This window comes from Pseudonocardia sp. 2-7 (genome assembly GCF_056341085.1).
Window position 1 is genome coordinate 4,720,712 of the sequence record NZ_CP094507.1, and the last position, 21,205, is coordinate 4,741,916.

At 72.9% G+C, this 21,205-nt stretch carries 28 protein-coding genes; 7 read left to right on the plus strand and 21 right to left on the minus strand.

What is annotated here, in order from left to right; genetic code table 11:
- Nucleotides 1-25: 25 nt before the first annotated feature.
- From MTO91_RS22610 to MTO91_RS22630, 5 genes are read left to right on the plus strand one after another with little or no spacing between them, the layout of a single operon-like run.
- Nucleotides 26-1,621, plus strand: a complete 1,596-nt coding sequence (locus MTO91_RS22610; protein WP_405415007.1) for an ABC transporter substrate-binding protein — start codon at nucleotides 26-28, stop codon at nucleotides 1,619-1,621.
- Nucleotides 1,618-2,619, plus strand: coding sequence for an ABC transporter permease (locus MTO91_RS22615; RefSeq protein ID WP_476652663.1), 1,002 nt, complete (start codon nucleotides 1,618-1,620; stop codon nucleotides 2,617-2,619). Before MTO91_RS22610 ends, MTO91_RS22615 begins: the two co-directional genes overlap by 4 nt.
- Nucleotides 2,612-3,514: an ABC transporter permease gene (locus MTO91_RS22620; protein ID WP_251784401.1), complete on the plus strand. Its 903-nt coding sequence runs from the start codon at nucleotides 2,612-2,614 to the stop codon at nucleotides 3,512-3,514. The genes MTO91_RS22615 and MTO91_RS22620 overlap by 8 nt, the downstream gene beginning before the upstream one ends.
- Nucleotides 3,511-4,521, plus strand: a complete 1,011-nt coding sequence (locus MTO91_RS22625; RefSeq protein ID WP_405415000.1) for an oligopeptide/dipeptide ABC transporter ATP-binding protein — start codon at nucleotides 3,511-3,513, stop codon at nucleotides 4,519-4,521. Before MTO91_RS22620 ends, MTO91_RS22625 begins: the two co-directional genes overlap by 4 nt.
- Nucleotides 4,518-5,165, plus strand: a complete 648-nt coding sequence (locus tag MTO91_RS22630) for an ABC transporter ATP-binding protein (RefSeq protein ID WP_251784403.1) — start codon at nucleotides 4,518-4,520, stop codon at nucleotides 5,163-5,165. Before MTO91_RS22625 ends, MTO91_RS22630 begins: the two co-directional genes overlap by 4 nt.
- A gap of 1 nt (nucleotide 5,166) precedes the next feature.
- On the opposite strand, the gene MTO91_RS22635 is transcribed toward MTO91_RS22630, so the two are convergent.
- Nucleotides 5,167-6,069: a metal-dependent hydrolase gene (locus MTO91_RS22635; RefSeq protein ID WP_405414998.1), complete on the minus strand. Its 903-nt coding sequence runs from the start codon at nucleotides 6,067-6,069 to the stop codon at nucleotides 5,167-5,169.
- 134 nt (nucleotides 6,070-6,203) lie between these two features.
- On the opposite strand from MTO91_RS22635, the gene MTO91_RS22640 reads away from it, so the two are divergent.
- Complete coding sequence (locus tag MTO91_RS22640; RefSeq protein WP_476652665.1) at nucleotides 6,204-6,857, plus strand: TetR/AcrR family transcriptional regulator; 654 nt, start codon at nucleotides 6,204-6,206, stop codon at nucleotides 6,855-6,857.
- 3 nt (nucleotides 6,858-6,860) lie between these two features.
- On the opposite strand, the gene MTO91_RS22645 is transcribed toward MTO91_RS22640, so the two are convergent.
- From MTO91_RS22645 to MTO91_RS22655, 3 genes are read right to left on the minus strand one after another with little or no spacing between them, the layout of a single operon-like run.
- On the minus strand, nucleotides 6,861-7,304 hold the full coding sequence (locus MTO91_RS22645) for a nucleoside deaminase (protein WP_060710562.1): 444 nt from the start codon (nucleotides 7,302-7,304) through the stop codon (nucleotides 6,861-6,863).
- Between the two features lie 10 nt (nucleotides 7,305-7,314).
- Nucleotides 7,315-8,244 (minus strand): isopenicillin N synthase family dioxygenase, encoded by a 930-nt coding sequence (locus MTO91_RS22650; protein WP_062397804.1) that lies wholly within the window; start codon nucleotides 8,242-8,244, stop codon nucleotides 7,315-7,317.
- On the minus strand, nucleotides 8,241-9,650 hold the full coding sequence (locus MTO91_RS22655) for a purine-cytosine permease family protein (protein WP_357546920.1): 1,410 nt from the start codon (nucleotides 9,648-9,650) through the stop codon (nucleotides 8,241-8,243). Before MTO91_RS22655 ends, MTO91_RS22650 begins: the two co-directional genes overlap by 4 nt.
- 127 nt (nucleotides 9,651-9,777) lie before the next feature.
- Here MTO91_RS22655 and MTO91_RS22660 point away from each other — a divergent pair, with 127 nt between their 5' ends.
- Nucleotides 9,778-10,248 carry a hypothetical protein gene (locus MTO91_RS22660; RefSeq protein ID WP_062397808.1) on the plus strand — a complete coding sequence of 157 codons (471 nt, stop codon included), beginning with the start codon at nucleotides 9,778-9,780 and terminating at the stop codon, nucleotides 10,246-10,248.
- Between the two features lie 113 nt (nucleotides 10,249-10,361).
- Here the strand turns inward: MTO91_RS22660 and truA are convergent, their stop codons facing one another.
- From truA to rpsH, 17 genes are all read right to left on the minus strand, one after another.
- Entirely contained in the window at nucleotides 10,362-11,168 is an 807-nt protein-coding gene (gene truA / locus MTO91_RS22665) for a tRNA pseudouridine(38-40) synthase TruA (protein ID WP_476654949.1), read from the minus strand.
- 92 nt (nucleotides 11,169-11,260) lie between these two features.
- Complete coding sequence (rplQ, locus tag MTO91_RS22670) at nucleotides 11,261-11,905, minus strand: 50S ribosomal protein L17 (protein WP_476652667.1); 645 nt, start codon at nucleotides 11,903-11,905, stop codon at nucleotides 11,261-11,263.
- A 2-nt stretch (nucleotides 11,906-11,907) separates the two neighbouring features.
- Nucleotides 11,908-12,960: a DNA-directed RNA polymerase subunit alpha gene (locus tag MTO91_RS22675; protein WP_062397812.1), complete on the minus strand. Its 1,053-nt coding sequence runs from the start codon at nucleotides 12,958-12,960 to the stop codon at nucleotides 11,908-11,910.
- Between the two features lie 91 nt (nucleotides 12,961-13,051).
- On the minus strand, nucleotides 13,052-13,657 hold the full coding sequence (rpsD, locus tag MTO91_RS22680; protein ID WP_060710555.1) for a 30S ribosomal protein S4: 606 nt from the start codon (nucleotides 13,655-13,657) through the stop codon (nucleotides 13,052-13,054).
- Between the two features lie 17 nt (nucleotides 13,658-13,674).
- Nucleotides 13,675-14,082 (minus strand): 30S ribosomal protein S11, encoded by a 408-nt coding sequence (gene rpsK / locus MTO91_RS22685; protein ID WP_020622915.1) that lies wholly within the window; start codon nucleotides 14,080-14,082, stop codon nucleotides 13,675-13,677.
- Nucleotides 14,082-14,462 carry a 30S ribosomal protein S13 gene (gene rpsM / locus MTO91_RS22690; protein WP_020622916.1) on the minus strand — a complete coding sequence of 127 codons (381 nt, stop codon included), beginning with the start codon at nucleotides 14,460-14,462 and terminating at the stop codon, nucleotides 14,082-14,084. The genes rpsK and rpsM overlap by 1 nt, the downstream gene beginning before the upstream one ends.
- Nucleotides 14,463-14,636: 174 nt before the next feature.
- Nucleotides 14,637-14,750 carry a 50S ribosomal protein L36 gene (gene rpmJ, locus MTO91_RS22695; protein WP_020622917.1) on the minus strand — a complete coding sequence of 38 codons (114 nt, stop codon included), beginning with the start codon at nucleotides 14,748-14,750 and terminating at the stop codon, nucleotides 14,637-14,639.
- Between the two features lie 61 nt (nucleotides 14,751-14,811).
- Nucleotides 14,812-15,033 carry a translation initiation factor IF-1 gene (gene infA, locus MTO91_RS22700; RefSeq protein WP_010228514.1) on the minus strand — a complete coding sequence of 74 codons (222 nt, stop codon included), beginning with the start codon at nucleotides 15,031-15,033 and terminating at the stop codon, nucleotides 14,812-14,814.
- Between the two features lie 286 nt (nucleotides 15,034-15,319).
- A complete protein-coding gene (map, locus tag MTO91_RS22705) occupies nucleotides 15,320-16,165 on the minus strand; it encodes a type I methionyl aminopeptidase (protein WP_062397816.1) in 846 nt (281 codons plus the stop codon).
- 56 nt (nucleotides 16,166-16,221) lie between these two features.
- Nucleotides 16,222-16,776 (minus strand): adenylate kinase, encoded by a 555-nt coding sequence (locus MTO91_RS22710; RefSeq protein ID WP_476652670.1) that lies wholly within the window; start codon nucleotides 16,774-16,776, stop codon nucleotides 16,222-16,224.
- A 127-nt stretch (nucleotides 16,777-16,903) separates the two neighbouring features.
- Nucleotides 16,904-18,214: a preprotein translocase subunit SecY gene (gene secY, locus MTO91_RS22715; protein WP_073576464.1), complete on the minus strand. Its 1,311-nt coding sequence runs from the start codon at nucleotides 18,212-18,214 to the stop codon at nucleotides 16,904-16,906.
- A gap of 280 nt (nucleotides 18,215-18,494) precedes the next feature.
- Nucleotides 18,495-18,956: a 50S ribosomal protein L15 gene (gene rplO / locus MTO91_RS22720; RefSeq protein WP_208622979.1), complete on the minus strand. Its 462-nt coding sequence runs from the start codon at nucleotides 18,954-18,956 to the stop codon at nucleotides 18,495-18,497.
- On the minus strand, nucleotides 18,953-19,138 hold the full coding sequence (gene rpmD / locus MTO91_RS22725) for a 50S ribosomal protein L30 (RefSeq protein ID WP_062403786.1): 186 nt from the start codon (nucleotides 19,136-19,138) through the stop codon (nucleotides 18,953-18,955). The genes rplO and rpmD overlap by 4 nt, the downstream gene beginning before the upstream one ends.
- Nucleotides 19,139-19,143: 5 nt before the next feature.
- Complete coding sequence (gene rpsE, locus MTO91_RS22730) at nucleotides 19,144-19,779, minus strand: 30S ribosomal protein S5 (RefSeq protein WP_062397823.1); 636 nt, start codon at nucleotides 19,777-19,779, stop codon at nucleotides 19,144-19,146.
- 34 nt (nucleotides 19,780-19,813) lie between these two features.
- Nucleotides 19,814-20,227 carry a 50S ribosomal protein L18 gene (gene rplR / locus MTO91_RS22735; RefSeq protein WP_476652672.1) on the minus strand — a complete coding sequence of 138 codons (414 nt, stop codon included), beginning with the start codon at nucleotides 20,225-20,227 and terminating at the stop codon, nucleotides 19,814-19,816.
- Nucleotides 20,227-20,766, minus strand: coding sequence for a 50S ribosomal protein L6 (rplF, locus tag MTO91_RS22740; protein ID WP_062397827.1), 540 nt, complete (start codon nucleotides 20,764-20,766; stop codon nucleotides 20,227-20,229). The genes rplR and rplF overlap by 1 nt, the downstream gene beginning before the upstream one ends.
- Nucleotides 20,767-20,783: 17 nt before the next feature.
- Nucleotides 20,784-21,182 carry a 30S ribosomal protein S8 gene (gene rpsH, locus MTO91_RS22745; protein WP_062397829.1) on the minus strand — a complete coding sequence of 133 codons (399 nt, stop codon included), beginning with the start codon at nucleotides 21,180-21,182 and terminating at the stop codon, nucleotides 20,784-20,786.
- Nucleotides 21,183-21,205: the final 23 nt, after the last annotated feature.

Sequence of the window (21,205 nt, forward strand, 5' to 3'; positions counted from 1 at the left end):
TCTGTTGCCCATAATGTGCCGTTGCGTGATCACCCTCCGGAACATCGTCGTCCCGTTGGTGGCCGCCGCCCTCGTGGCCGGCTGCTCCGCGCCCACCGCCGCCCCGGGTGAGGCGGGCCCGGCCGGGGACGCCACCACCATGACCCTTGCCGACGGCTACGAGCCCGACGACCTCAACCCGCTGCTCGGCTACGGGGCGGAGGGCGCGAGCAAGTTCTACGACGGTCTCTACGCCCGCGACGCGCAGCGCACCCTGCAGCCCGCGCTCGCCTCCGGCCCGGCGACGTCGTCACCGGACCGCCTGTCCTGGACGGTGCCGCTGCGCCCCGGCGTCACCTTCCACGACGGGTCGGCCTTCGGGCCCGAGGACGTCGTCGCCACCTACGCGGCGATCCTCGACCCGGCCCGCGCCGCGACGATCCGGTCGAGCGTGCCGATGCTCGCCGGGGTCGAGGCCGTCGGCGACGACGCCGTGCGGTTCCGGCTGTCCTACCCCTACGGCGCGTTCCCGGCCCGGCTCACCTCCGGGATCCTGCCGTCGGAGGTCCTCGAGGGCGGCGGCCCCGTCTCCGACCTGCCGGTGAACACCCGGGCCGTCGGCACCGGCCCGTACCGGCTCGCCGAGTGGCGGCGCGGCGACACGATGGTCATGGAGTCGAACCCCGGCTACTGGGGCGGTGCACCCTCGGTGACCCGGGTGACCGTCGTGTTCGCCACCGACGACAACACCCGTGCCCAGCGCACCGCCGCCGGTGAGTTCGACGGGACCGTGCTGCCGCCGGCGCTGGCCCGCGCGGTCGCGCAGCAGAGCGGGCTGGCGCTGCGCGAGCACGCCAGCGCCGACTACCGCACCGTCGCGCTGCCGTTCGCGAACCCGGTCACCGCGGACCCGGCGATCCGCGCGGCGCTCAACCGCTCGGTGAACCGCCAGGGCATGATCGACGCGTTCCTCGCGGGCCAGGGCGAACCGGCCCACCACCCGATCCCGGGCGTGCTGCCCGAGCAGGTCGAGCCCTCGGCGACGTTCACCTTCGACCCCGCGGAGGCGGGCCGGATCCTGGAGCGGGCCGGCTGGGTCGCCGGGCCCGACGGGGTGCGCGTCCGCGGCGGGCAGGCCGCGCGCTTCACGCTGATGTACCCGGCCACCGACACCGTGCGCCGCGACCTGGCCCAGGCGTTCGCCTCCGACGTGCGCGCAGCCGGGATCGACGTCCGGCTGGAGGGACTCGGCTGGGAGGCGATCGAGCCGCGGATGGGCGCCGACGCGCTCGTGCTCGGCGGCGGCGACCCGTTCGACCCGGGGTTCAAGGCGTGGCAGCTGCTGCACTCGTCGAACGCCGCCGACGGGTTCAACAACCCCGGCTCCTACCGCAACGCCGCCGTCGACGCGGCACTGGACACCGCGCTGCGGGCGCCCGACGAGGCCGCCCGCACCGCGGCGGTGAAGGAGTTCCAGCGGGCCTACGTCGCCGACCCCGGCATGGTCTTCCTGGCCTTCCTCGGCCACAGCTACGTCACCCGCGACGCCTGGCACGGCTACACCCCCGTCGTCGAGCCGCACACCCACGGCACCACCTGGGGCCCGTGGTGGAACCTGCAGGACTGGACGCCCCGCTCGTGACGGCCGTGCTCCCGGGCCGGCACCGCGGCCGCGCGGTGGCCCGGCTGGCCGGGCTGCGGCTGCTGCTCGGCGTCCCGACGGTGCTGCTGGTCGCGGTCGGGGTGTTCCTGCTGGCGGCGGCGTCGCCGTTCCGGCCGGTGTACCAGTACTTCGGGGTCGGGATCTTCTCCGCGAGCGACGCCGACATCGCCGCCGCCGAACGTTCGCTCGGGCTGGACGCGAGCGTGGGCGAACAGCTGCTCCGGTGGCTGGGCGGGCTGCTGACCGGCGACCTCGGGCAGAGCCTGTCGATGCGGCAGCCGGTGGCCCAGGTGGTCGCCGAGCGGCTCCCGTGGACGTTGCTGCTGGTCACCCTGGCTCTGCTCGTGTCGCTGGTGCTGGCCCTGGCCGCCGGGACCGTCGCGGCGTGGCGGCAGGGCGGCTGGTTCGACCGGGCCGTCACCGCGGTCGGGCACACCCTGGAGGGGCTGCCGCCGTTCGTGCTGGCCCTGGGTGCGATCGCGGTGTTCGCCGTGGCCTGGCCGGTGCTGCCGGTCGCCGGGCTCACCGATGCCGGGGCCGCACCCACGTTCGGCCAGGTGAGCAGGCACCTGGTGCTGCCTGCGCTGGTGCTGGGGGTCTCCCAGACGCCGTGGCTGGTGCTGCACGTGCGGGCCTCGCTGCTGGCCTCCCTCGACGACGACCACGTCGCCGGCGCCCGGGCCCGCGGGCTGCCCGAGCGTCTCGTCGTGCTGCGCCACGCCCTGCCGACCGCGCTGCTGCCGTTCGTGACGGTGCTGGGCAACCGGCTGCCGGAGCTCGTGACCGGCGCCGTGCTGGTGGAGACGGTGTTCTCCTGGCCGGGGATCGCGGCGGCCGTGGTCACCGCGGCGCTGGCCGTGGACTTCCCGCTGCTCGCCGCGCTGACCCTCCTCTCGGCGGCGGCGGTGCTGGCCGGGTCGCTCGTCGCCGACCTGACCGTGCTGCTGCTGGACCCGCGGGTGGACGCCGATGTCTGAGACCGCCGTCGCCCCCCGCCCGTGGCTCCCGGCCGGCCGGCCGCGCCCCGGCTCGCCCCGCGGCCGTCGCCGGTCCGGGCGGGCCCGGCTGGTCGCCGGCGCCGGCGGGCTGGTCCTGCTCGTCGCGGCCGCAGTACTCGTGCCGTGGCTCGGCGGGCTCGACGAGGGCGCCGTGGACTACACCGCGATCCGGCTGCCGCCCTCGCCCGCGCACCCGTTCGGCACCGACTCCGTGGGCCGTGACGTGCTGCTGCGCAGCTTCGCCGGGCTGGGGGTGTCGCTGCAGGTCGCCGCGGCCTGCGCCGTGCTCTCGACGGTGATCGGCACCCTGTTCGGGGCGCTGTCCGGGCTGCTCGGCGGCTGGTGGGACCGGATCGCGATGCGCCTGGTCGACGCCGTCAACGCCGTCCCGCACCTGCTGCTCGGCATCGTGATCGTCGCGCTCTACCGGGGCAGCGTGCTCGCGGTGATCGCCTCGATCGGGCTGACCCACTGGACGACGGTGGCCCGCGTCGTGCGCGCGGAGATCCTGACCCTGCGCACCCGCCCGTTCGTCGACGCCGCGATCTCCGGCGGCGCGTCCCGGCGCCGGGTCCTGCGCCGGCACCTGCTGCCCGCGGTCGCGCCGCAGGCGGTGCTCTCGGCGGTGCTGATCCTGCCGCACGCGGTGTGGCACGAGACCGCATTGAGCTTCCTCGGCCTCGGCCTGCCACCACACCTGGCGAGCCTGGGCACCATCCTCGGCGAGGGGAGACAGGCCGTGCTGCTCGGCTCCTGGTGGATCGTGGTGTTCCCGAGCGTGCTGCTGGCCGCGACGACGCTGTGCGTCGCCGGCATCGCGGCCTGGTGGCGGGACCGCACACTCCCGCGCCGGCGGTCGGAGCAGGCGCTGTGACCGGGCCCGGTGGCGCCGCACCCGGCACGGTGCTCGCGGTGCGCGGCCTCGACGTCGCCTTCCGGGTCGGGCGCGGGCGTCGCGCACGCACGGTCCGCGCGGTCACCGACGCCGACCTGGACCTGCGTGCCGGGCGGTTGACCGCGCTCGTCGGGGAGTCCGGCTGTGGCAAGTCGGTGCTCACCGAGGCCCTGACCGGACTGCTGCCGGGCACCGCGTCGATCCGCGGGTCGGCACTCCTGACCCCGCCGGAGCGGTCCGATCCGGTGGAGCTCCTCACCGCACCCGAGTCCGTGCTGCGCGACCGGGTCCGCGGACGGCTGGTCGGGCTGGTCCCCCAGTCCGCCGCCACCCACTTCACCCCCACCCGCACCGTCGGCGCCCAGCTGCGCGAGACCCTGGCCCGGCTCGGCGCGACGGCCACCGTCGCCGACCTGCTCGACCGCGCCGCGCTGCCCCGCCACGTCGCCGCGCTGCACCCGCACGAGCTGTCCGGCGGGCAGGCCCAGCGCGCCGGGCTCGCCGCCGCGCTCGCCGGGGACCCACCGGTGCTGCTCGCCGACGAGCCGACCGCCGGGCTCGACCGGCCGCTGGTCGACCACGTCACGACGCTGCTGGCCGGGCTGGCCGCGGAGGGCCGCGCCGTCCTGCTGATCACCCACGACCTGCGCGCCGCCCGCGCCGTCGCCGACGACGTCGCCGTCATGTACGCCTCGCGGCTGATCGAGACCGGCCCCGCCGACGACGTGTTCGCGACCCCCTGGCACCCCTACACCGCCGGCCTGCTCGGTGCGCTGCCCGACGCCGGGTTCACCCCGGTGCCCGGGCACCCGCCCGAGCTGTCCGCGCTGCCCGACGGCTGCGCGTTCGCCCCACGCTGCCCGGTCGCCGGCGACTGCTCCGGCGACCCCGTCCCGGTCCGCCGGGATGGGCGGAGCGTGTCCTGCCATCCGCCGACCGCCCCCGCGCTCCCCGCGGCGGCCCGGTCCGGGGCGGGGTCGCGGTGAGCCTGCGCGCGGAGGGGGTGCGGGCCGGGTGGCGGGCCGGGCACGCCGTCGTCGACGGCGTGGACCTGGCCGTGGAACGGGGGTCGGTGCTCGGGCTGGCCGGGCCGTCGGGGTGCGGGAAGTCGACGCTGACCCGGGTGCTGGCGCTGCTGCACGCACCGTGGTCGGGCCGGGTGACCGTCGACGACGAGCCGGTCCGCCGGTTCCGCTTCGACGCGCCCGCGCCACTGCGCCGCCGGATCGGGGTGGTGTTCCAGTCCCCGCGGGCCTCGACCGACCCGCGGCTGACCTGCGAGGAGATCGTGGCCGAGCCGCTGCGCGCCGCCCGGGCGTCCGGGGTCACCGCCCGCGTCGACGAGGTGTGCGCGCAGGTCGGGCTGACCGCCGAGCTGCGCGGACGCCGGCCGCACGAGGTGTCCGACGGCCAGCTCCAGCGCGCCTGCCTGGCCCGTGCGCTCGCGCCCCGGCCGGACTACCTGCTGTGCGACGAGATGACCGCGATGCTCGACGCGTCGAGCACCGCGGCCCTGGTCTCGGTCGTCGCCGCCGAGGTCGACGGCCGCGGGCTCGGCGTCCTCGCCGTCAGCCACGACGAGGCGCTGCTCGCGGCGTGGGCCGGGCGGGTGCTGCGGCCGTGGAGCTGAGTCAGGCCTCGCGGACCGGACGGCGCAGCTGCTCGGCCAGGGCGCCGTCGTCGCCGAAGAGGGTGTCGCGCCAGCGCTGCTCCAGTGCCCGGGTGTCGTGCCGGTCGGGGTGGAAGCGCGGGTGCCCGAAGACGGGCATCCGGCCCAGCACGCGGCGCAGGAACTGGCCGCGCCCGAACAGCAGCCGGTAGCCCTCGCGCAGGTCCCGCGGCCGCCGCCAGACGCCCTGCTGCACGAGCAGGTACGCCCACCCGAACACGACCGCGGGCAGCACGGTGGCGACCACCAGCGGTGCGGCGCGGCCGCGCTCGGGGCCGTCGGTGCCGATGAGCTCGTAGACGTCCCAGGTCACGGACTTGTGCTCGAGCTCCTCGAGCGCGTGCCAGTGCCACAGCTCGCGGATGTCGGCGTGCACGCGCTCGGCGAACTCGTCGCTGCCGAGGATGTCCTCGGCCATCACCGCGGTGAAGTGCTCCATCAGCGCGGTGCAGGCGAGCTGCTGCCGCGGCGAGGTGCGGTCGAGGACCTTCAGCGCGAGCGCGACCGCGGACTCCGGTACGTGCACCGGGAAACCGCGGGAACGGAACGCCTCGTTGAGCCGGTCGTGCTCGCGGCTGTGGATGACCTCCTGCGCCGTGAACCCGGCGACCCGGGCGCGCAGCTCCGGGTCGGTCACCCGGTCCCGGAAGTGGATCACCGAGCGGACGAAGAAGTCCTCCCCCGGCGGGAAGATCGCCGAGAGCATCGCGAGGAACAGCGTCGCGGTCGCGTTGTCGGCGTAGGCCCAGCGGACCATCTGCTCGGGCAGCCGGAAGTCCAGGTGCCGCGGCGGGATGCCGACGTCGCCGCCGGTCAGCCTGCGGGGGCGTGGGCCGGACCCGGTGTCGGTCGCCGTCTCGGTCACGGTCGGTCCTCCGGTCGTCGTCTACGGTCGGGCCGCATCCGTGACAGAAAGTATCCCGTACAATGCGTACCCCTTATCGCCGAATCATCGGTGGCACCGGGCGCGGTGTCAACCGGGCGCGGGATGATGGCCGGGTGAACGGATCCGTGACCCCCGGCGACGGCCGCGCCCGTCGCTGGGCCGGGCAGCGGGCGGCCCGGCGGGCCGAGGTCGTCGAGGCCGCGATGGCCGCGATCGCCGAGCACGGACCGGAGGCCACGACCGAGCAGATCGCCGGTCGCGCCGGTGTGCCCCGGCCCGCGCTGTACCGGCACTTCGACGGCCTGGAGGACCTGCAGGGCGCGATCGCCGAGGCCGCGCTGGGGCTCTACTCCGAGGCGCTCGCGCCGGTGTGGAGCCCGCGCGGGACGCCGCGGGAGATGCTCGTCGCCGCCATCGCCGCGCACGTGCGGTGGCTCGCCGCGCACACCGAGCTCTACCGGTACGTGCTGCGCGCCGCCGGGGTCACGACGGCCGTCACCGACATCCGGCACCGCATCGCCGACCGGATGACCGGCCTGCTGACCGGTGGCTACCCCGGGCTGCCCGCGACCGTCGCGGCGCCGCTGGCCGCCGGCGCGGTCGGGCTGGTCGACGGCGCGACCGAGCGCTGGCTCTCCTCGGCGGACCCGATCCCGCTCGACGAGCTCGCCGAGCACCTGGCCCGGTGGGTCTGGTCGGTGCTCGACGTGGCGCTGCGCGAGGTCGCGATCGAGCTCGACCCGGACGTCCCGCTCACGGCGGGCTGAGCGCTACTCCGCGACGCCGATGTCCTCGTTCCACAGGTCGGGGCGCTCGGCGACGAACGCGGTCATCATGTCCACGCAGCGCGCGTCGTCGAGCACCTGCACGCGCACCCCGTGCTCGGCCAGCCAGTCGTGCCCGCCGTGGAAGGTCCGGGCCTCCCCCACGAGCACCGCGCCGATCCCGAACTGACGGATCAGCCCCGAGCAGTACCAGCAGGGCGAGAGCGTGGTGACCATCGTCGTGGACCGGTAGTCGCGGCGGCGGCCCGCGTCGCGGAACGCCGCGGTCTCGCCGTGCACCGTCGGGTCGCCGTCCTGCACCCGACGGTTGTGGCCGCGCCCGAGGACCTCCCCGTCGGGTCCGACGAGTGCGGCGCCGATCGGGATGCCGCCCGAGGCCAGCCCGGCCCGGGCCTGCTCCACCGCGACGTCCAGCCAGCTCGGATCCATGCGCGCGAACCTATACCGAGATCGCGTCCAGGCGTTCGCGCAGGAACGGCGCGGACACCACCGGCTCCAGCGCCGTCCGGCCGAGCGGCGGGGCCAGCGGCGTGACGACGGCGTCGTGGTCCAGCTCGAAGAAGAACACCAGCGACACCAGGTCCTCGGCCGGGGCGTGGGCCTGCGGCGGCAGCACCCGGTGCCGCCCGGCCCGCCAGCGGTGCCCGGTCCAGTGCGCGAGCAGGTCGCCGACGTTCACCGTCAGCGCACCCGGGGTGTACGGCGCGTCGGTCCAGCCGTGCCCCTCGACGTCGACCTGCAGCCCGCCCGCCCCCGGCTCGCGGTCGAGCAGGGTGACGGTGCCGAAGTCGGTGTGCGGGCCGATCCGGAACTGCCCGGGCAGCGGGGCCCCGGTCTCGGTCATCGGCGGGTAGCGGTTGATGTTGAACGTCCACGTCGGGTGCGTCGCGAGGTCGCGCAGCGTCGACGGCTCCTGCCCGAGCGCCCCCGCGCACAGCTCCAGCAGCGCGCCCGCGACACGGGTCATCGCCGTGCAGTAGGCGGTCACCGCCTCCCGCAGCGCCGGGACCTGCGCCGGCCAGACGTTCGGCGGGAACCACACCGCGTCGGTCTCCGCGTCACCGGTCGGCGCGAACGGCCCCGCCGCGAAGGACTCCTTGAGGTCCGGCGGGGAGTCACCGCCCTCCACACGGTCGTTGGCCTCGACGCCGGGCGGCAGCCACCCCCGCCCGCCGACTCCGACCGCGTAGCCGCGCTTGACCGCCTCGGGCAGCGCGAAGAAGTCCCGTGCGGCGGCCCGTACCGCCCACGCCGCGTCGTCCGGCACCCCGTGCCCGACGACCTGCAGGAACCCGGCCCGCTGCAACGCGGTGTCCACCGCGGCCGGGTCCGGTGCGGCCAGGTCCACGGTCGGGATGAGCGCGTTCACCGGGTACCCCCGGGCGTCCCGACGGCGGTGCGGCGCACCAGCAGCGCGTAGAGCCCGGCCGAGAGCAGCAGCCCGACCAGGAAGGTCACGTCACCGATCCCGGGCAGCAGGCGCGGCACCAGCCCGGTGAACAGCTCCTGGTTGGCGAACAGCAGCACCGACACGACGATGCCGGCGACGAGGGCGACCGGGCCCGCGTGGTTGCGGTGGGTGCGGTCGTAGAGCAGACCGGGGTCGGTCGGGCGCAGCCACTGGTCGGTGAGCACCACCCCGAGCCACGGCCCGACCCAGTACACGACGACGAGCAGGAACGCCTCGTACCCGGCCGCGGCGTCGCCGAGGGCGACCAGCGCGATCACGAACCCGACCGCGCCGAAGGCCACCGCGACGACGGCCCGCGCCCGCGCCAGCGGCACGTCGATGCCGAGCGCGAGGAACGCCATCGCCCCGGAGTACACGTTGAGGACGTTCGCCGCGACCGCCCCCACCGCGATGGCGACCAGGGTCAGCACGGCCAGCCACCCGGGCAGCAGGCCGGTGTAGTTCGCCACCGGGTTGTCCGAGTCGAGCCCGGCCGCCGTCGCCGCACCGACCGACGCCGCACCGACCGTCATGAGCACCGTGGTGGACAGGAACAGGCCGCCGCCCGCGGCGAGGCCGGTGGCCCGCGCCGACACCGAGCGGGGCAGGTAGCGGGAGTAGTCCGCGGCGTAGGGGCTCCAGCCCGCCGAGTACCCGACGACGGCACCGACGGTCAGCAGGAACCCGCCGACCCCGCCCACCCCGTCCGGCGACGCGGCCGCCCCCGGGTCGGACGCGGCGAGCACCAGCACCGCCCCGGCCCCGAGCACGACCGCGAGCAGCGGGAAGGCGAGCCGCTCGAACGCCTGCACCAGGTTGTGCCCGAAGAACGCGACGGCGACCTGGACGACGACCACCGCCACCAGCCACGCGACCGTCCCGCCGCCGGTGATCGCCGACAGGGCGAAGGCGGCGCTGACGCTGTTCACCGCGAACCAGCCGAAACCCGAGGTGATCGTCATCAACGCGGCGGGCAGTGCGTTGCCGCGGTGGCCGAACGCGAGCCGCCCGAGCACCATCTGCGGCACTCCGGCGGCCGGTCCGCGGGCGGACAGGATCCCGTGGGCGAGCGCGGCGAGCAGGTTCCCGACGACGATCGCCGCGACCGCCGCGGGCACCGACTGCCCGAACGCCGTCACCGACAGCACGCCGACGAAGATCGTCGCGAACTCCAGGTTCGGCGAGGTCCACGTCCAGAACAGCTGGCGGGGTCTGCCGTGCCGCTCGGAGTCCGGCACGGGCTCGGTGGAGCCGGGCTCGACGGCGACGATGCGGTCGCCGTACCCGCGGTCCGCGGCCGCGCCGACGGTGTTCTCGGTGGTCACCGCGCCACTGTGACCCGCGGACCGGGCGGGACGGAACCTCGGTAACCGACTGTTGACACGGGTTGCTCCGTCCGGCCCGTAGTCCTGCGGATTCCGCGGCCGGACCCGGTCCGCCACGATCGTCGGCATGCGGACGAACCTGAACGTGGCCCTGCAGGCCGGCGCCCTCCTGGCCTTCGCGGCCCTGCGGTTCACCGCGCCGGGGTGGTTCCTGATCATCCTGATCATGACCCTGGTCGGCCCGGCCCTCCTGACGGTCCCGACGGTGCTGTCGCTGACCGTGCTGCGACGCCGGGTGCTCGGCCCGGCGGTGACCGCCCCGTTCGTCGCCTGCGCCGGGTTCCTGCTCGCCGGCGGGCTGCTGATGCCCGACTTCGGCGACACCGCGGACTCGGTGCGCGCCCCGCTGACGGTGCTGCTGGAGTCGGCCGGGCTGCCCGCCGGGCCGACCGAGCCGCTGTACGTCCTCGGCTCGCTGGCCCTCGCCGGCTGGTCGGTGTCACTGGTCTGGCTGGGCGTGGCCCTGGCGCTCGACGCCCGCCGGACGCACCGGGTCCCCGGGCCGCCGCACCCGGCCTGGGTGCGGCCGGTCTCCTGAGGCCGCTCGCGCCGTCCGCGAGGTCCCCGTCCGCGCCGTCCGGACCGGTCACACCGGGGCCGGTCCCGGCCCCACCCGGCCGGCCGCGTCCGGCCGGCCCCGGCGGGGTCTGCTCAGCCCTCGCCCGGTACCCGGATCCGCCGGGTCCGCTCGGCGCGGGCGGCGAGCTCGTCGTCGGCGGGGTAGTCGACACCGGTCAGCGACAGGCCGTGCGGCGGCGCGACGGTCACCTCGGAGGCGCGCAGCTCGCGGCGCAGCAGTCCCGCGGGCCAGTCGGCGGGCCTGCGCCCACGGCCGACCTCGAACACCGCGCCGACCAGGCTGCGGACCATCGAGTGGCAGAACGCGTCCGCGGAGACCGCCGCGACCAGCACGTCCGGCTCGCCCGGCGCGGGCGACCAGTCGAAGCGCTGCAGCGCGCGTACGGTCGTCGCGCCCTCGCGGCGCTTGCAGAACGCGGCGAAGTCGTGCTCGCCCAGCAGCAGTGCCGAGGCGGCGTTCATCGGCTCCGGGTCCAGCGGGTACGGCCAGGCGACGGTCTCCCGCGCCCGCAGCGGCTCGGCCCCGAACGGGGCCGTGGTGACCCGGTAGCGGTAGTGCCTGCGCAGCGCGGAGAAGCGGGCGTCGAAGGCGTCGGGGACCCGCCCGAGACCGTGCACCCGCACGTCGGGTGGGAGCAGCCGGTTCAACCGCCGCAGCAGGCCGTCGATCTGCGGTGCGAGCGTCTCCGGGAGGTCGACGTGGCAGACCTGGCCGGACGCGTGCACCCCGGCGTCGGTGCGCCCGGCGACGGTGAGCCGCAGCGGGGTGCGCAGCACGGTCGACAGGGCCTCGCTGAGCACGCCCTGCACGGTGCGCCGGGTCGGCTGCTGGGCCCATCCGGAGAAGTCGGTGCCGTCGTAGGCGACGTCGAGCCGCAGCCGGACGGTCCCGGCCCCCGGATCGGGGGCACCGGAAACGCCGACGAGCCCGCCGTCGGTGACGGCGGGCTCGTCGGTGTGGTGCGCTCGGCTCAGGAGCCGGACTCCTTCTTCGAGTCCTCGGCGGCGTCGGCAGCCTCCTCGGCGGCCTCCTCCGCGGCGGCGGCGGCGTCGACGGCCTTGTCGGCGGCCTCGGAACCCGGGGCCACCTCCTCGGCCTCGACCGCGCCGTCGACCGCCTTCTCGGCGGCCTCCTGGGCCTCGGTGGCCTCGGTCGACTCGACCGTGGTCTCCTCGTCCGAGGACGCGGCGGCCGGGGCGGAGGCCGCGGCCTGCGACGCGGCCGAACGACGGGCACGGTTGGCCTCGTCGGTCACCGTCTTCTGCTGGACCAGCTCGATGACCGCCATCGGGGCGTTGTCGCCCTTGCGCGGCATCGTCTTGGTGATCCGGGTGTAGCCACCGTTGCGGTCCGCGAAGAACGGGCCGATCTCGGTGACGAGGCGGTGCACGACCGACTTGTCGCGGATCACCTTCATGATCTCGCGCCGGTTGTGCAGGTCGCCGGCCTTGGCCTTGGTGATCAGCCGCTCCGCGTACGGACGCAGCCGCCGGGCCTTGGCCTCGGTGGTGGTGATCCGGCCGTGTTCGAACAGCGAGGTCGCCAGGTTGGCCAGGATCAGCCGCTGGTGCGCGGGCGACCCGCCGAGGCGGGCACCCTTGGTGGGCTGGGGCATGGCTACAACTGCTCCGTTTCTGCGTAGTCCTGACCGTCGTCACCGAAGGTGTCCGGGTCGAACCCGCTCCCACCGTCGACGCCGTAGTCGCTCGCCGCCGCCGACGGGTCGAACCCGGGCGGGCTGTCCTTGAGGGCCAGGCCGAGACCGACGAGCTTCATCTTGACCTCGTCGATCGACTTGGCGCCGAAGTTGCGGATGTCGAGCAGGTCCGCCTCGCTGCGGCCGACGAGCTCGCCGACCGTGTGGATGCCCTCGCGCTTGAGGCAGTTGTAGGACCGGACCGTGAGGTCCAGCTCCTCGATCGGCATCGCGAAGGCCGCGATGGTGTCCGCCTCCTGCGGGGAGGGGCCGATCTCGATGCCCTCGGCGTCCACGTTCAGCTCGCGGGCCAGGCCGAACAGCTCGACCAGGGTCTTGCCGGCCGAGGCCAGCGCGTCCCGCGGGGTGATGGACGGCTTCGACTCGACGTCGAGGATGAGCTTGTCGAAGTCGGTGCGCTGCTCGACTCGCGTGGCCTCGACCTTGTAGGTCACCTTCAGCACCGGCGAGTAGATCGAGTCGACCGGGATACGGCCGATCTCGGCACCGGTGGCCTTGTTCTGCATCGCCGGGACGTACCCGCGACCGCGCTCGACGACGAGCTCGACCTCGAGCCGGCCCTTGTCGTTGAGCGAGGCGATGTGCAGGTCCGGGTTGTGCACGGTGACACCGGCGGGCGGGACGATGTCCCCCGCGGTGACCGCACCCGGGCCCTGCTTGCGCAGGTACATCGTCACCGGCTCGTCCTCCTCGGAGCTCACGACGAGCTCCTTGAGGTTGAGGATGATGTCGGTGACGTCCTCCTTGACCCCCGGCACGGTGGTGAACTCGTGCAGGACGCCGTCGATCCGGATGGACGTGACGGCGGCACCGGGGATCGACGACAGCAGCGTCCGGCGCAGGGAGTTACCGAGGGTGTAGCCGAAGCCCGGCTCCAGCGGCTCGATGACGAACCGCGACCGGGTCTCGGTGACGACGTCCTCGGCCAGTGAGGGTCGCTGAGAGATCAGCATGGGTGTGTGCCTCCTTCGCACCTGCGACAACCGCTATTTGATGTCGCAGTGGGAACCGTCGCCCCTCCCTGCGGAGCGACGGCGTGTCGAGCTACTTCGAGTAGAACTCGACGATGAGCTGCTCGGTGACCTGGGTGTCGATCTGAGCGCGCTCGGGCAGCTGGTGGACCAGGATCCGCAGGGTCGACGGGACGACCTGCAGCCACGCCGGGACCGGGCGGTCGCCCTGGGTCTCCTTGGCGATGACGAACGGGTCGGTGTTCCGCGACTTGTCCTTGACGTCGATGATGTCGTAGCGCGACACCCGGTAGCTGGGGATGTCGACCTTCTTCCCGTTGACCAGGAAGTGGCCGTGGTTCACCAGCTGACGGGCCATGCGCCGGGTGCGGGCGAGGCCCGCGCGGTACACGACGTTGTCGAGGCGCGACTCGAGGATCTGCAGCAGCTCGTCGCCGGTCTTGCCCTCGCGACGGTGCGCCTCCTCGTAGTAGGCGCGGAGCTGCTTCTCCTGCAGGCCGTAGCCGAAGCGGGCCTTCTGCTTCTCCTGCAGCTGCAGGAGGTACTCGGTCTCCTTGATCCGGATCCGGCCGTGCTGGCCGGGCGGGTAGGGACGACGCTCGAACGCCTGGTCGCCGCCGACGAGGTCGGTCTTCAGTCGGCGGGACTTGCGGGTCATGGGGCCGGTGTAGCGAGCCATGGTGGTTCTCCCTTCCCCTAGACCCGGCGCCGCTTGGGCGGACGGCAGCCGTTGTGCGGCTGCGGGGTCACGTCGGAGATCGTGCCGACCTCGAGGCCGGCCGCCTGCAGCGAACGGATCGCCGTCTCACGTCCGGAGCCGGGGCCCTTGACGAAGACGTCGCACTTCTTCATGCCGTGGTCCATCGCCTTGCGGGCGGCGTTCTCGGCGGCGAGCTGCGCGGCGAACGGCGTCGACTTCCGGGAGCCCTTCAGGCCGACGTGCCCGGACGAGGCCCAGGCGATGACGGCACCGGTCGGGTCGGTGATCGACACGATCGTGTTGTTGAACGTGGACTTGATGTGGGCGTGACCGTGCGCGACGTTCTTCTTCTCGCGACGGCGGACCTTCTTGGGTCCGGCACCCTGACGTGCGCGGGGCGGCATTACTTCTTACCTGCCTTCTTCTTACCGGCGACGGTCTTCTTCGGACCCTTGCGGCCGCGCGCGTTGGTCTTCGTGCGCTGGCCGCGGACCGGAAGGCCGCGACGGTGACGGATGCCCTGGTACGAACCGATCTCGATCTTCCGGCGGATGTCCGCCTGGATCTCACGGCGCAGGTCACCCTCGACCTGCAGGTTCGCCTCGATGTACTCGCGGAGCTTGCTGACGTCCTCGTCGGTCAGGTCCTTCGACCGGAGGTCGGGGCTCAGCGCGGTGGCCTCGAGGATCTCCTTGGACCGGGTACGTCCGACCCCGAAGATGTAGGTGAGCGCGATCTCCAACCGCTTTTCGCGGGGGAGGTCGACGCCGGCAACACGTGCCATGCGGCGTGGTCTCCTTGTTGTCGTCCCAGGTCTTCCCGATGCCCGTCCCGTTCCGCCGCTGAGCTGAACGGGCCCCGGCCTGGTTCCGGGGGTACTACCGGGCCCGTGTGGCCCGGCAGGTGCATCGGGGGCTTCTGCTGCGCGATCAGAGGATCGCGACCGGTACCGCTCTGCTCAGCCCTGGCGCTGCTTGTGGCGCAGGTTCGAGCAGATCACGATGATCCGGCCGTGACGGCGGATCACCTGGCACTTGTCGCAGATCTTCTTGACGCTCGGCTTGACCTTCACGTCGTCTGCCTCTGTGTGTCGTTCTTGTGGGTCTCGCGACCGACCGTGGTGGAGCTGGTCGTCACTTGTAGCGGTAGACGATGCGGCCGCGGCTGAGGTCGTAGGGCGACAGCTCGACGACCACCCGGTCCTCCGGAAGGATCCGGATGTAGTGCTGGCGCATCTTCCCGCTGATGTGCGCGAGTACCCGGTGGCCGTTCTCCAGCTCCACCCGGAACATCGCGTTCGGCAGGGGTTCGACGACCCGGCCCTCGACCTCGATCGCCCCGTCCTTCTTGGCCATGTCCTCCGCTATCCGTGACAGGTGTCGGTTGCCCCGGTCGACAGCGGTGCCGACGACCGGTTCGGCGCGCGCGGACGGAGCCGGACCGGGAACACTGTGGGATACACGGAGCACACGGAGCGGACGTCACAGGACGCGCCGATGGTCCAGTGTACGGAGGCCGTGCGAGGCCGGTGCAGGCGGGGGTGACGGGCGTGGTAGACGCCCGGCAGACCGACGGTAACGGACCGACCCGGTCACGGACCAGTACCCGCGCGGAGCGCGTCGGGTACCGGTGGCGCGGGGCTCAGGCTCCGGGGCGGTCCGGTGCGCCGGCGGGCGCGGTCAGCAGCCACGGCCCGTCCTCGGTGACGGCGACGGTGTGCTCCCAGTGCACGGCCCGGCCGCCCGCCGCGGTGACGACCGTCCAGCCGTCCTCGAGCTCCAGGGTGTCCGGGTCCCCCGCGACGAGCATCGGCTCGACGGCCAGGGCCATGCCCGGGCGCAGCCGCGGCCCCTTGCCCGGCTCGCCGTGGTTGGGCAGGAACGGGTCCATGTGCATCGAGGTGCCGATGCCGTGGCCGCCGTACTCGGCGACGATCCCGTAGTCGGCGCGGTCGGCCAGCGCCGCGGACCGGCACGCCTCCTGGATGGCGTACGAGACGTCGGTCAGCCGGGCCCCGTCGCGGACGGCGAGGATCCCCGCCTCCATCGCGCCCCGACAGGCCGCGGACAGGGCGAGGTCCTCCGGCGACACGTCCCCGACGGCGATGGTCACCGCGGAGTCGCCGTGCCAGCCGTCGACGATCGCGCCGCAGTCCACCGAGATCAGGTCTCCCTCGGCGAGCACCTGCTTCGGCGACGGGATGCCGTGCACGATCTGCTCGTTCACCGAGGCGCAGATGCTCGCCGGGAAACCGTGGTAACCGAGGAACGAGGGGACACCGTCGCCGTCGCGGATCGTCTGCTCGGCGAGCGCATCGAGCTCGGCCGTGCTGACACCGGGCTTCGCGTGCTCGGTGACCGCGGCCAGCGTGGCCGCGACCAACGCACCCGCCACCCGCATCGCCTCGAGCTGACCGTGGGTCTTGAGCTCGATGTCCCGACCCCGGTAGCGGGCGATGGCCCCGCGGATACCGCCGCGACCGTTCATGTGTCCGTCCCTCGGTTCCCCGCCGTGGCGCCGGTGGTGCCGGCGCCGACCGGGTCTCAGCCGTTGCGGGTGTGCAACGCCGAGAAGACCCGGTCGGTGATCTCGCCGATCTCGCCGACGGCGTCGATCGTGACCAGCCGGTCACGGTAGTGGTCCAGCAGCGGAGCGGTCTCCTCGCGGTAGACCCGCTGCCGGTTGCGGATGGTGTCCTCGTTGTCGTCGCTGCGGCCGCGGCCGAGCAGCCGCTGCACGACGACCTCGTCGTCGACGTCGAACTGGACGACGGCGTCGAGTTCCAGGCCCTTGTCGGACAGGATCTCGGAGAGGGAGCCCGCCTGGGCCACGTTGCGCGGGAAGCCGTCGAGGATGAAACCGCTCGCCGTGTCGGCGTCGCCGAGCCGGTCGCGCACCATCGCGACGGTCACCTCGTCGGGGACGAGGTCCCCGGCGTCCATGTAGCGCTTCGCCTCGCGACCGAGCTCGGTCTCGTCACGCAGGTTCGCCCGGAACAGATCCCCGGTCGAGATGTGCGGGACGTCGAGCCGCTTGGCCATCTGCTCAGCCTGGGTCCCCTTGCCGGCACCGGGCGGTCCCACCAGAACGAGTCGCACGAGACCCGACCTCCTGAAGTCTTGTCGTCCATGGCACCGGCGTCCTCGCCGGCACACGATGCCCGAGGCACCACGATCGGGGCCGGGGCCCCGCACCGGGTTCCCGCTCGGCCACGTTCCGGCGAGCCTAACGCAGGAAACCCTCGTAGTTCCGCTGCATGAGCTGGCTCTCGATCTGCTTCAGGGTGTCGAGGCCCACGGTGACCATGATCAGCACGGCCGTGCCGCCGAACGGGAAGTTCTGGTTCTGGCCGCTGCCGGTGATCCCGAGGAAGAAGTTCGGGAGCACCGCGATGAGGCCCAGGTACAGCGATCCCGGCAGCGTGATGCGGCTGAGCACGAAGTTCAGGTACTCCGCGGTGGGCCGGCCCGGGCGGATGCCCGGGATGAATCCGCCGTACTTCTTCATGTCCTCGGCGCGCTCGTCGGGGTTGAACGTGATGCCGACGTAGAAGTACGTGAAGAAGATGATCAGTGCTACGTACAACACGATGTGCACGGGATTGGACTGATCGACGAGATAGGTCTGCACGAACTGCTGGAACCAGCCGCCGTCGTTCCCGGCGAGCCGGGCGACCAGGTCGGGCAGGTAGAGCAGCGAGCTACCGAAGATCACCGGCACGACACCGGCCTGGTTGACCTTGAGCGGCAGGTAGGTCGAGGTGCCGCCGTACATCCGGCGGCCGACCATGCGCTTGGCGTACTGCACCGGGATCCGGCGCTGGCCGTTCTCCACGAACACGACGCTGGCGATGATCGCGAGACCGAAGACGCAGACGCCGGCGAAGACCAGGCCGCCGGAGTTCTCCAGGATCAGCCGGCCCTCGGCGGGGATGCGGTGCGCGATGGAGGCGAAGATCAGCAGCGACATGCCGTTGCCGATGCCGCGCTCGGTGACCTGCTCGCCCAGCCACATCACCAGCGTGGTCCCGGCGACCATGACGATCACGATGACGATCAGCGTGAAGACCGACGAGTCCGGGATGATCGGAAGCGCGCAGCCCTGGAACAGCTGACCGCGCTCGGCCAGCGCCACGAAGCCGGTGGCCTGCAGCACCGCGATGCCGATCGTCAGGTACCGCGTGTACTGCGTGAGCTTGGCCTGGCCGGACTGGCCTTCCTTCTTCAGCTGCTCGAACCGCGGGATGACGACCTGCAGCAGCTGCACGATGATGCTCGCGGTGATGTAGGGCATGATGCCCAGCGCGAAGATCGACAGCTGGAGCAGTGCCCCGCCGGAGAACAGGTTGATCAGGGAGTAGACGCTGGCGTTGTCGCCGCCCTCGACCTGACGGACACATTCCTGGATGTTGGGGTACGACACCCCCGGCGAGGGGATGTTCGCCCCGAGCCGGTACACCGCCACGATCGCCAGCGTGAAGAGGATCTTCTTGCGGAGATCCGGCGTGGTCAGGGCCGCCCGGACTGCGCTGAGCACTCGGTGATCCTCCTACGACGTCGGCGGCCCGACACCGCCTGCGCCGGCCCCTGAGGGGTCGGCCGGGTTGGTCGACGCGCGTTCCGCGCCTCGCGGGACACCCGGGCCGGTGTGTACCGGCGGGGGCTGCGCGCCTCGAGGCGCGCCAGGTAATCGGTGGACACTCGGTCCGGAAGTGACTGTAACAGCGGCCCGGAAACGCCTCGGCGCCGCCCACGGGCCCGGTCCACCTGGGGCGGAGCGGGCGCCACGGACGGCGCCGGGGGACGTGCAGTGGGGCCTACAGCTCGGAGACCGAGCCGCCGGCCGCCGAGATCTTCTCGCGCGCGGACGCGGAGAACTTGTGGGCCTTCACGGTCAGGGCGACGCCCGAGAGCTCGCCCTCGCCGAGGACCTTCACGAGCTGGTTCTTGCGAACCGCGCCCGCCTCGACCAGCTCGGCCGGACCGATCTCGCCACCCTTCGGGAACAGGGTGGCCAGCTCGCCGACGTTCACGACCTGGTACTCGACCTTGAAGCGGTTCTTGAAGCCCTTGAGCTTCGGGAGCCGCATGTGCAGCGGCATCTGCCCGCCCTCGAAGCGCGGGGACACCGTCTTGCGGGCCTTGGTGCCCTTGGTACCGCGACCGGCGGTCTTGCCCTTGGAGCCCTCACCGCGACCCACACGGGTCCGCGCCTTCTTCGAGCCCGGGGCCGGCCGCAGGTCGTGGAGCTTGATGACGGAGTTCTCGTTCTCGCTCACGACTGCACCTCCTCCACGGTCACGAGGTGGCGCACGGTGTGGACGTAACCGCGGGTCTGCGGGTCCGCCTCACGCACCACCGACTGCCGGATCTTGCGCAGGCCGAGCGAGCGCAGCGTGTCGCGCTGGTTCTGCTTGCAGCCGATCCGGCTCTTCACCTGGGTGATCTTCCACGTGGCCATGTCGCTCACACCTTCGCCGCGTCGGCCTCGGCGCGCTGGCGCATCATGCTCGCCGGGGCGACGTCCTCCAGCGGCAGGCCGCGGCGGGCCGCGACCTCCTCCGGACGCTGCACCGACTTCAGCGCCGCCACCGTGGCGTGCACGATATTGATGGCGTTGTCGGAGCCGAGGGACTTGGACAGGATGTCCGAGATCCCCGCGCACTCCAGCACCGCGCGGACCGGGCCGCCGGCGATGACACCGGTACCCGGGGAGGCCGGGCGCAGCATGACGACGCCGGCGGCGGCCTCACCCTGCACGCGGTGCACGATCGTGCCGCCGATGCGGGGGACGCGGAAGAAGTTCTTCTTCGCCTCCTCCACGCCCTTGGCGATCGCGGCCGGCACCTCCTTGGCCTTGCCGTAGCCGACGCCCACCAGGCCGTCACCGTCGCCGACGATCATCAGCGCGGTGAAGCTGAACCGGCGGCCGCCCTTGACGACCTTGGCCACGCGGTTGATCGTGACCAGCCGCTCGATGTACGGGGTCTTGTCCTGGGCCGCCCCGCCACGGCCACCGTCCCGGCGGTCCCGGTTGTTGCGGTTGTCGTTCCCACCGCTGCCGCCCGGGGCTCCGCCGTCACGCCGCGTACGTCCCGGCATCAGACAGTCCCTTCGATCTTCTCGGTCTGGTTCATCAGAACTCCAGGCCTCCCTCGCGGGCGGCGTCGGCCAGGGCCGCGATGCGCCCGTGGTAGGCCAGCCCGCCGCGGTCGAACACGACCGTGGAGATGCCCGCCTCCTTGGCCCGGGCGGCGATGAGCTCGCCGACCTTGGCCGCCTTGGCCTTCTTGTCGCCCCCGACGCCACGCACCTCGGCGTCCAGCGAGGACGCGAAGGCCAGCGTGTGGCCCGCCAGGTCGTCGATCAGCTGGACGGTGATGTGCCGCGAGGAGCGGTTGACCGCCAGCCGCGGACGCACCGGCGTCCCGGAGATCTTCTTCCGGAGCCGGGCGTGCCGGCGGATGCGCGAGTCGCGGCGCTTGCGCGCCACCTGGGACGCCATCCGGCGGCGGGCGGAACCCGACACCGTCTCGTTCGTCTCGGCCATCACTTACCCGTCTTTCCGACCTTGCGGCGGACCTGCTCGCCGGCGTACCGCACACCCTTGCCCTTGTACGGGTCGGGGCGGCGCAGCTTCCGGATGTTGGCAGCGGTCTCGCCGACCAGCTGCTTGTCGATGCCGGAGACCGAGAACCGGGTCGGCGACTCGACCGCGAAGGTGATGCCCTCCGCCGGCTCGATGACGACCGGGTGCGAGTAGCCCAGGGCGAACTCGAGGTTCTGCCCCTTCAGCTGCACGCGGTAACCCACGCCGTGGATCTCCAGCTTCTTCTCGTAGCCGGCGCTGACGCCGACCACGATGTTGTTGACGAGGGAGCGGGTCAGGCCGTGGTAGGCCCGGGTCTCGCGCTCCTCGTTCGGCCGCTTCACCAGCACCGTGCCGTCGTCATCGCGCTCGATCGTGATCGGCTCGACGGCGGTGTGCGACAGGGTGCCCTTGGGGCCCTTCGCGGTGACCGTGCGGCCGTCGATGGTGATCTCCACGCCGGACGGGACGGTGATGGGCAGCTTTCCGATGCGTGACATCGTTCGTTACCCCTCTCTCACCAGACGTAGGCGAGGACTTCCCCGCCCACGCCGCTCCGGTAGGCCTGCTGGTCGGTCATCAGACCCTGAGAGGTCGAGATGATCGCGATGCCGAGGCCACCCAGGACCCGCGGCAGGTTCGTCGATTTCGCGTACACACGCAGACCGGGCTTGGACACCCGGCGCAGACCGGCGACGCTGCGCTCACGGTTGCGGCCGTACTTCAGCTCGACGACCAGGGACTTGCCGACCTCGGCGTCCTCGGTGTGGTGTGCCGCGATGTAGCCCTCCTTCTGAAGGATCTCCGCAATGGCGACCTTCAGCTTCGAGTGGGGCATCACGACGCGGTCGTGGTAGGCCGAGTTCGCGTTCCGCAGACGGGTCAACATGTCTGCGATCGGATCGGTCATCGTCATGGTGTCTGTCTCTTTCCCGCCGT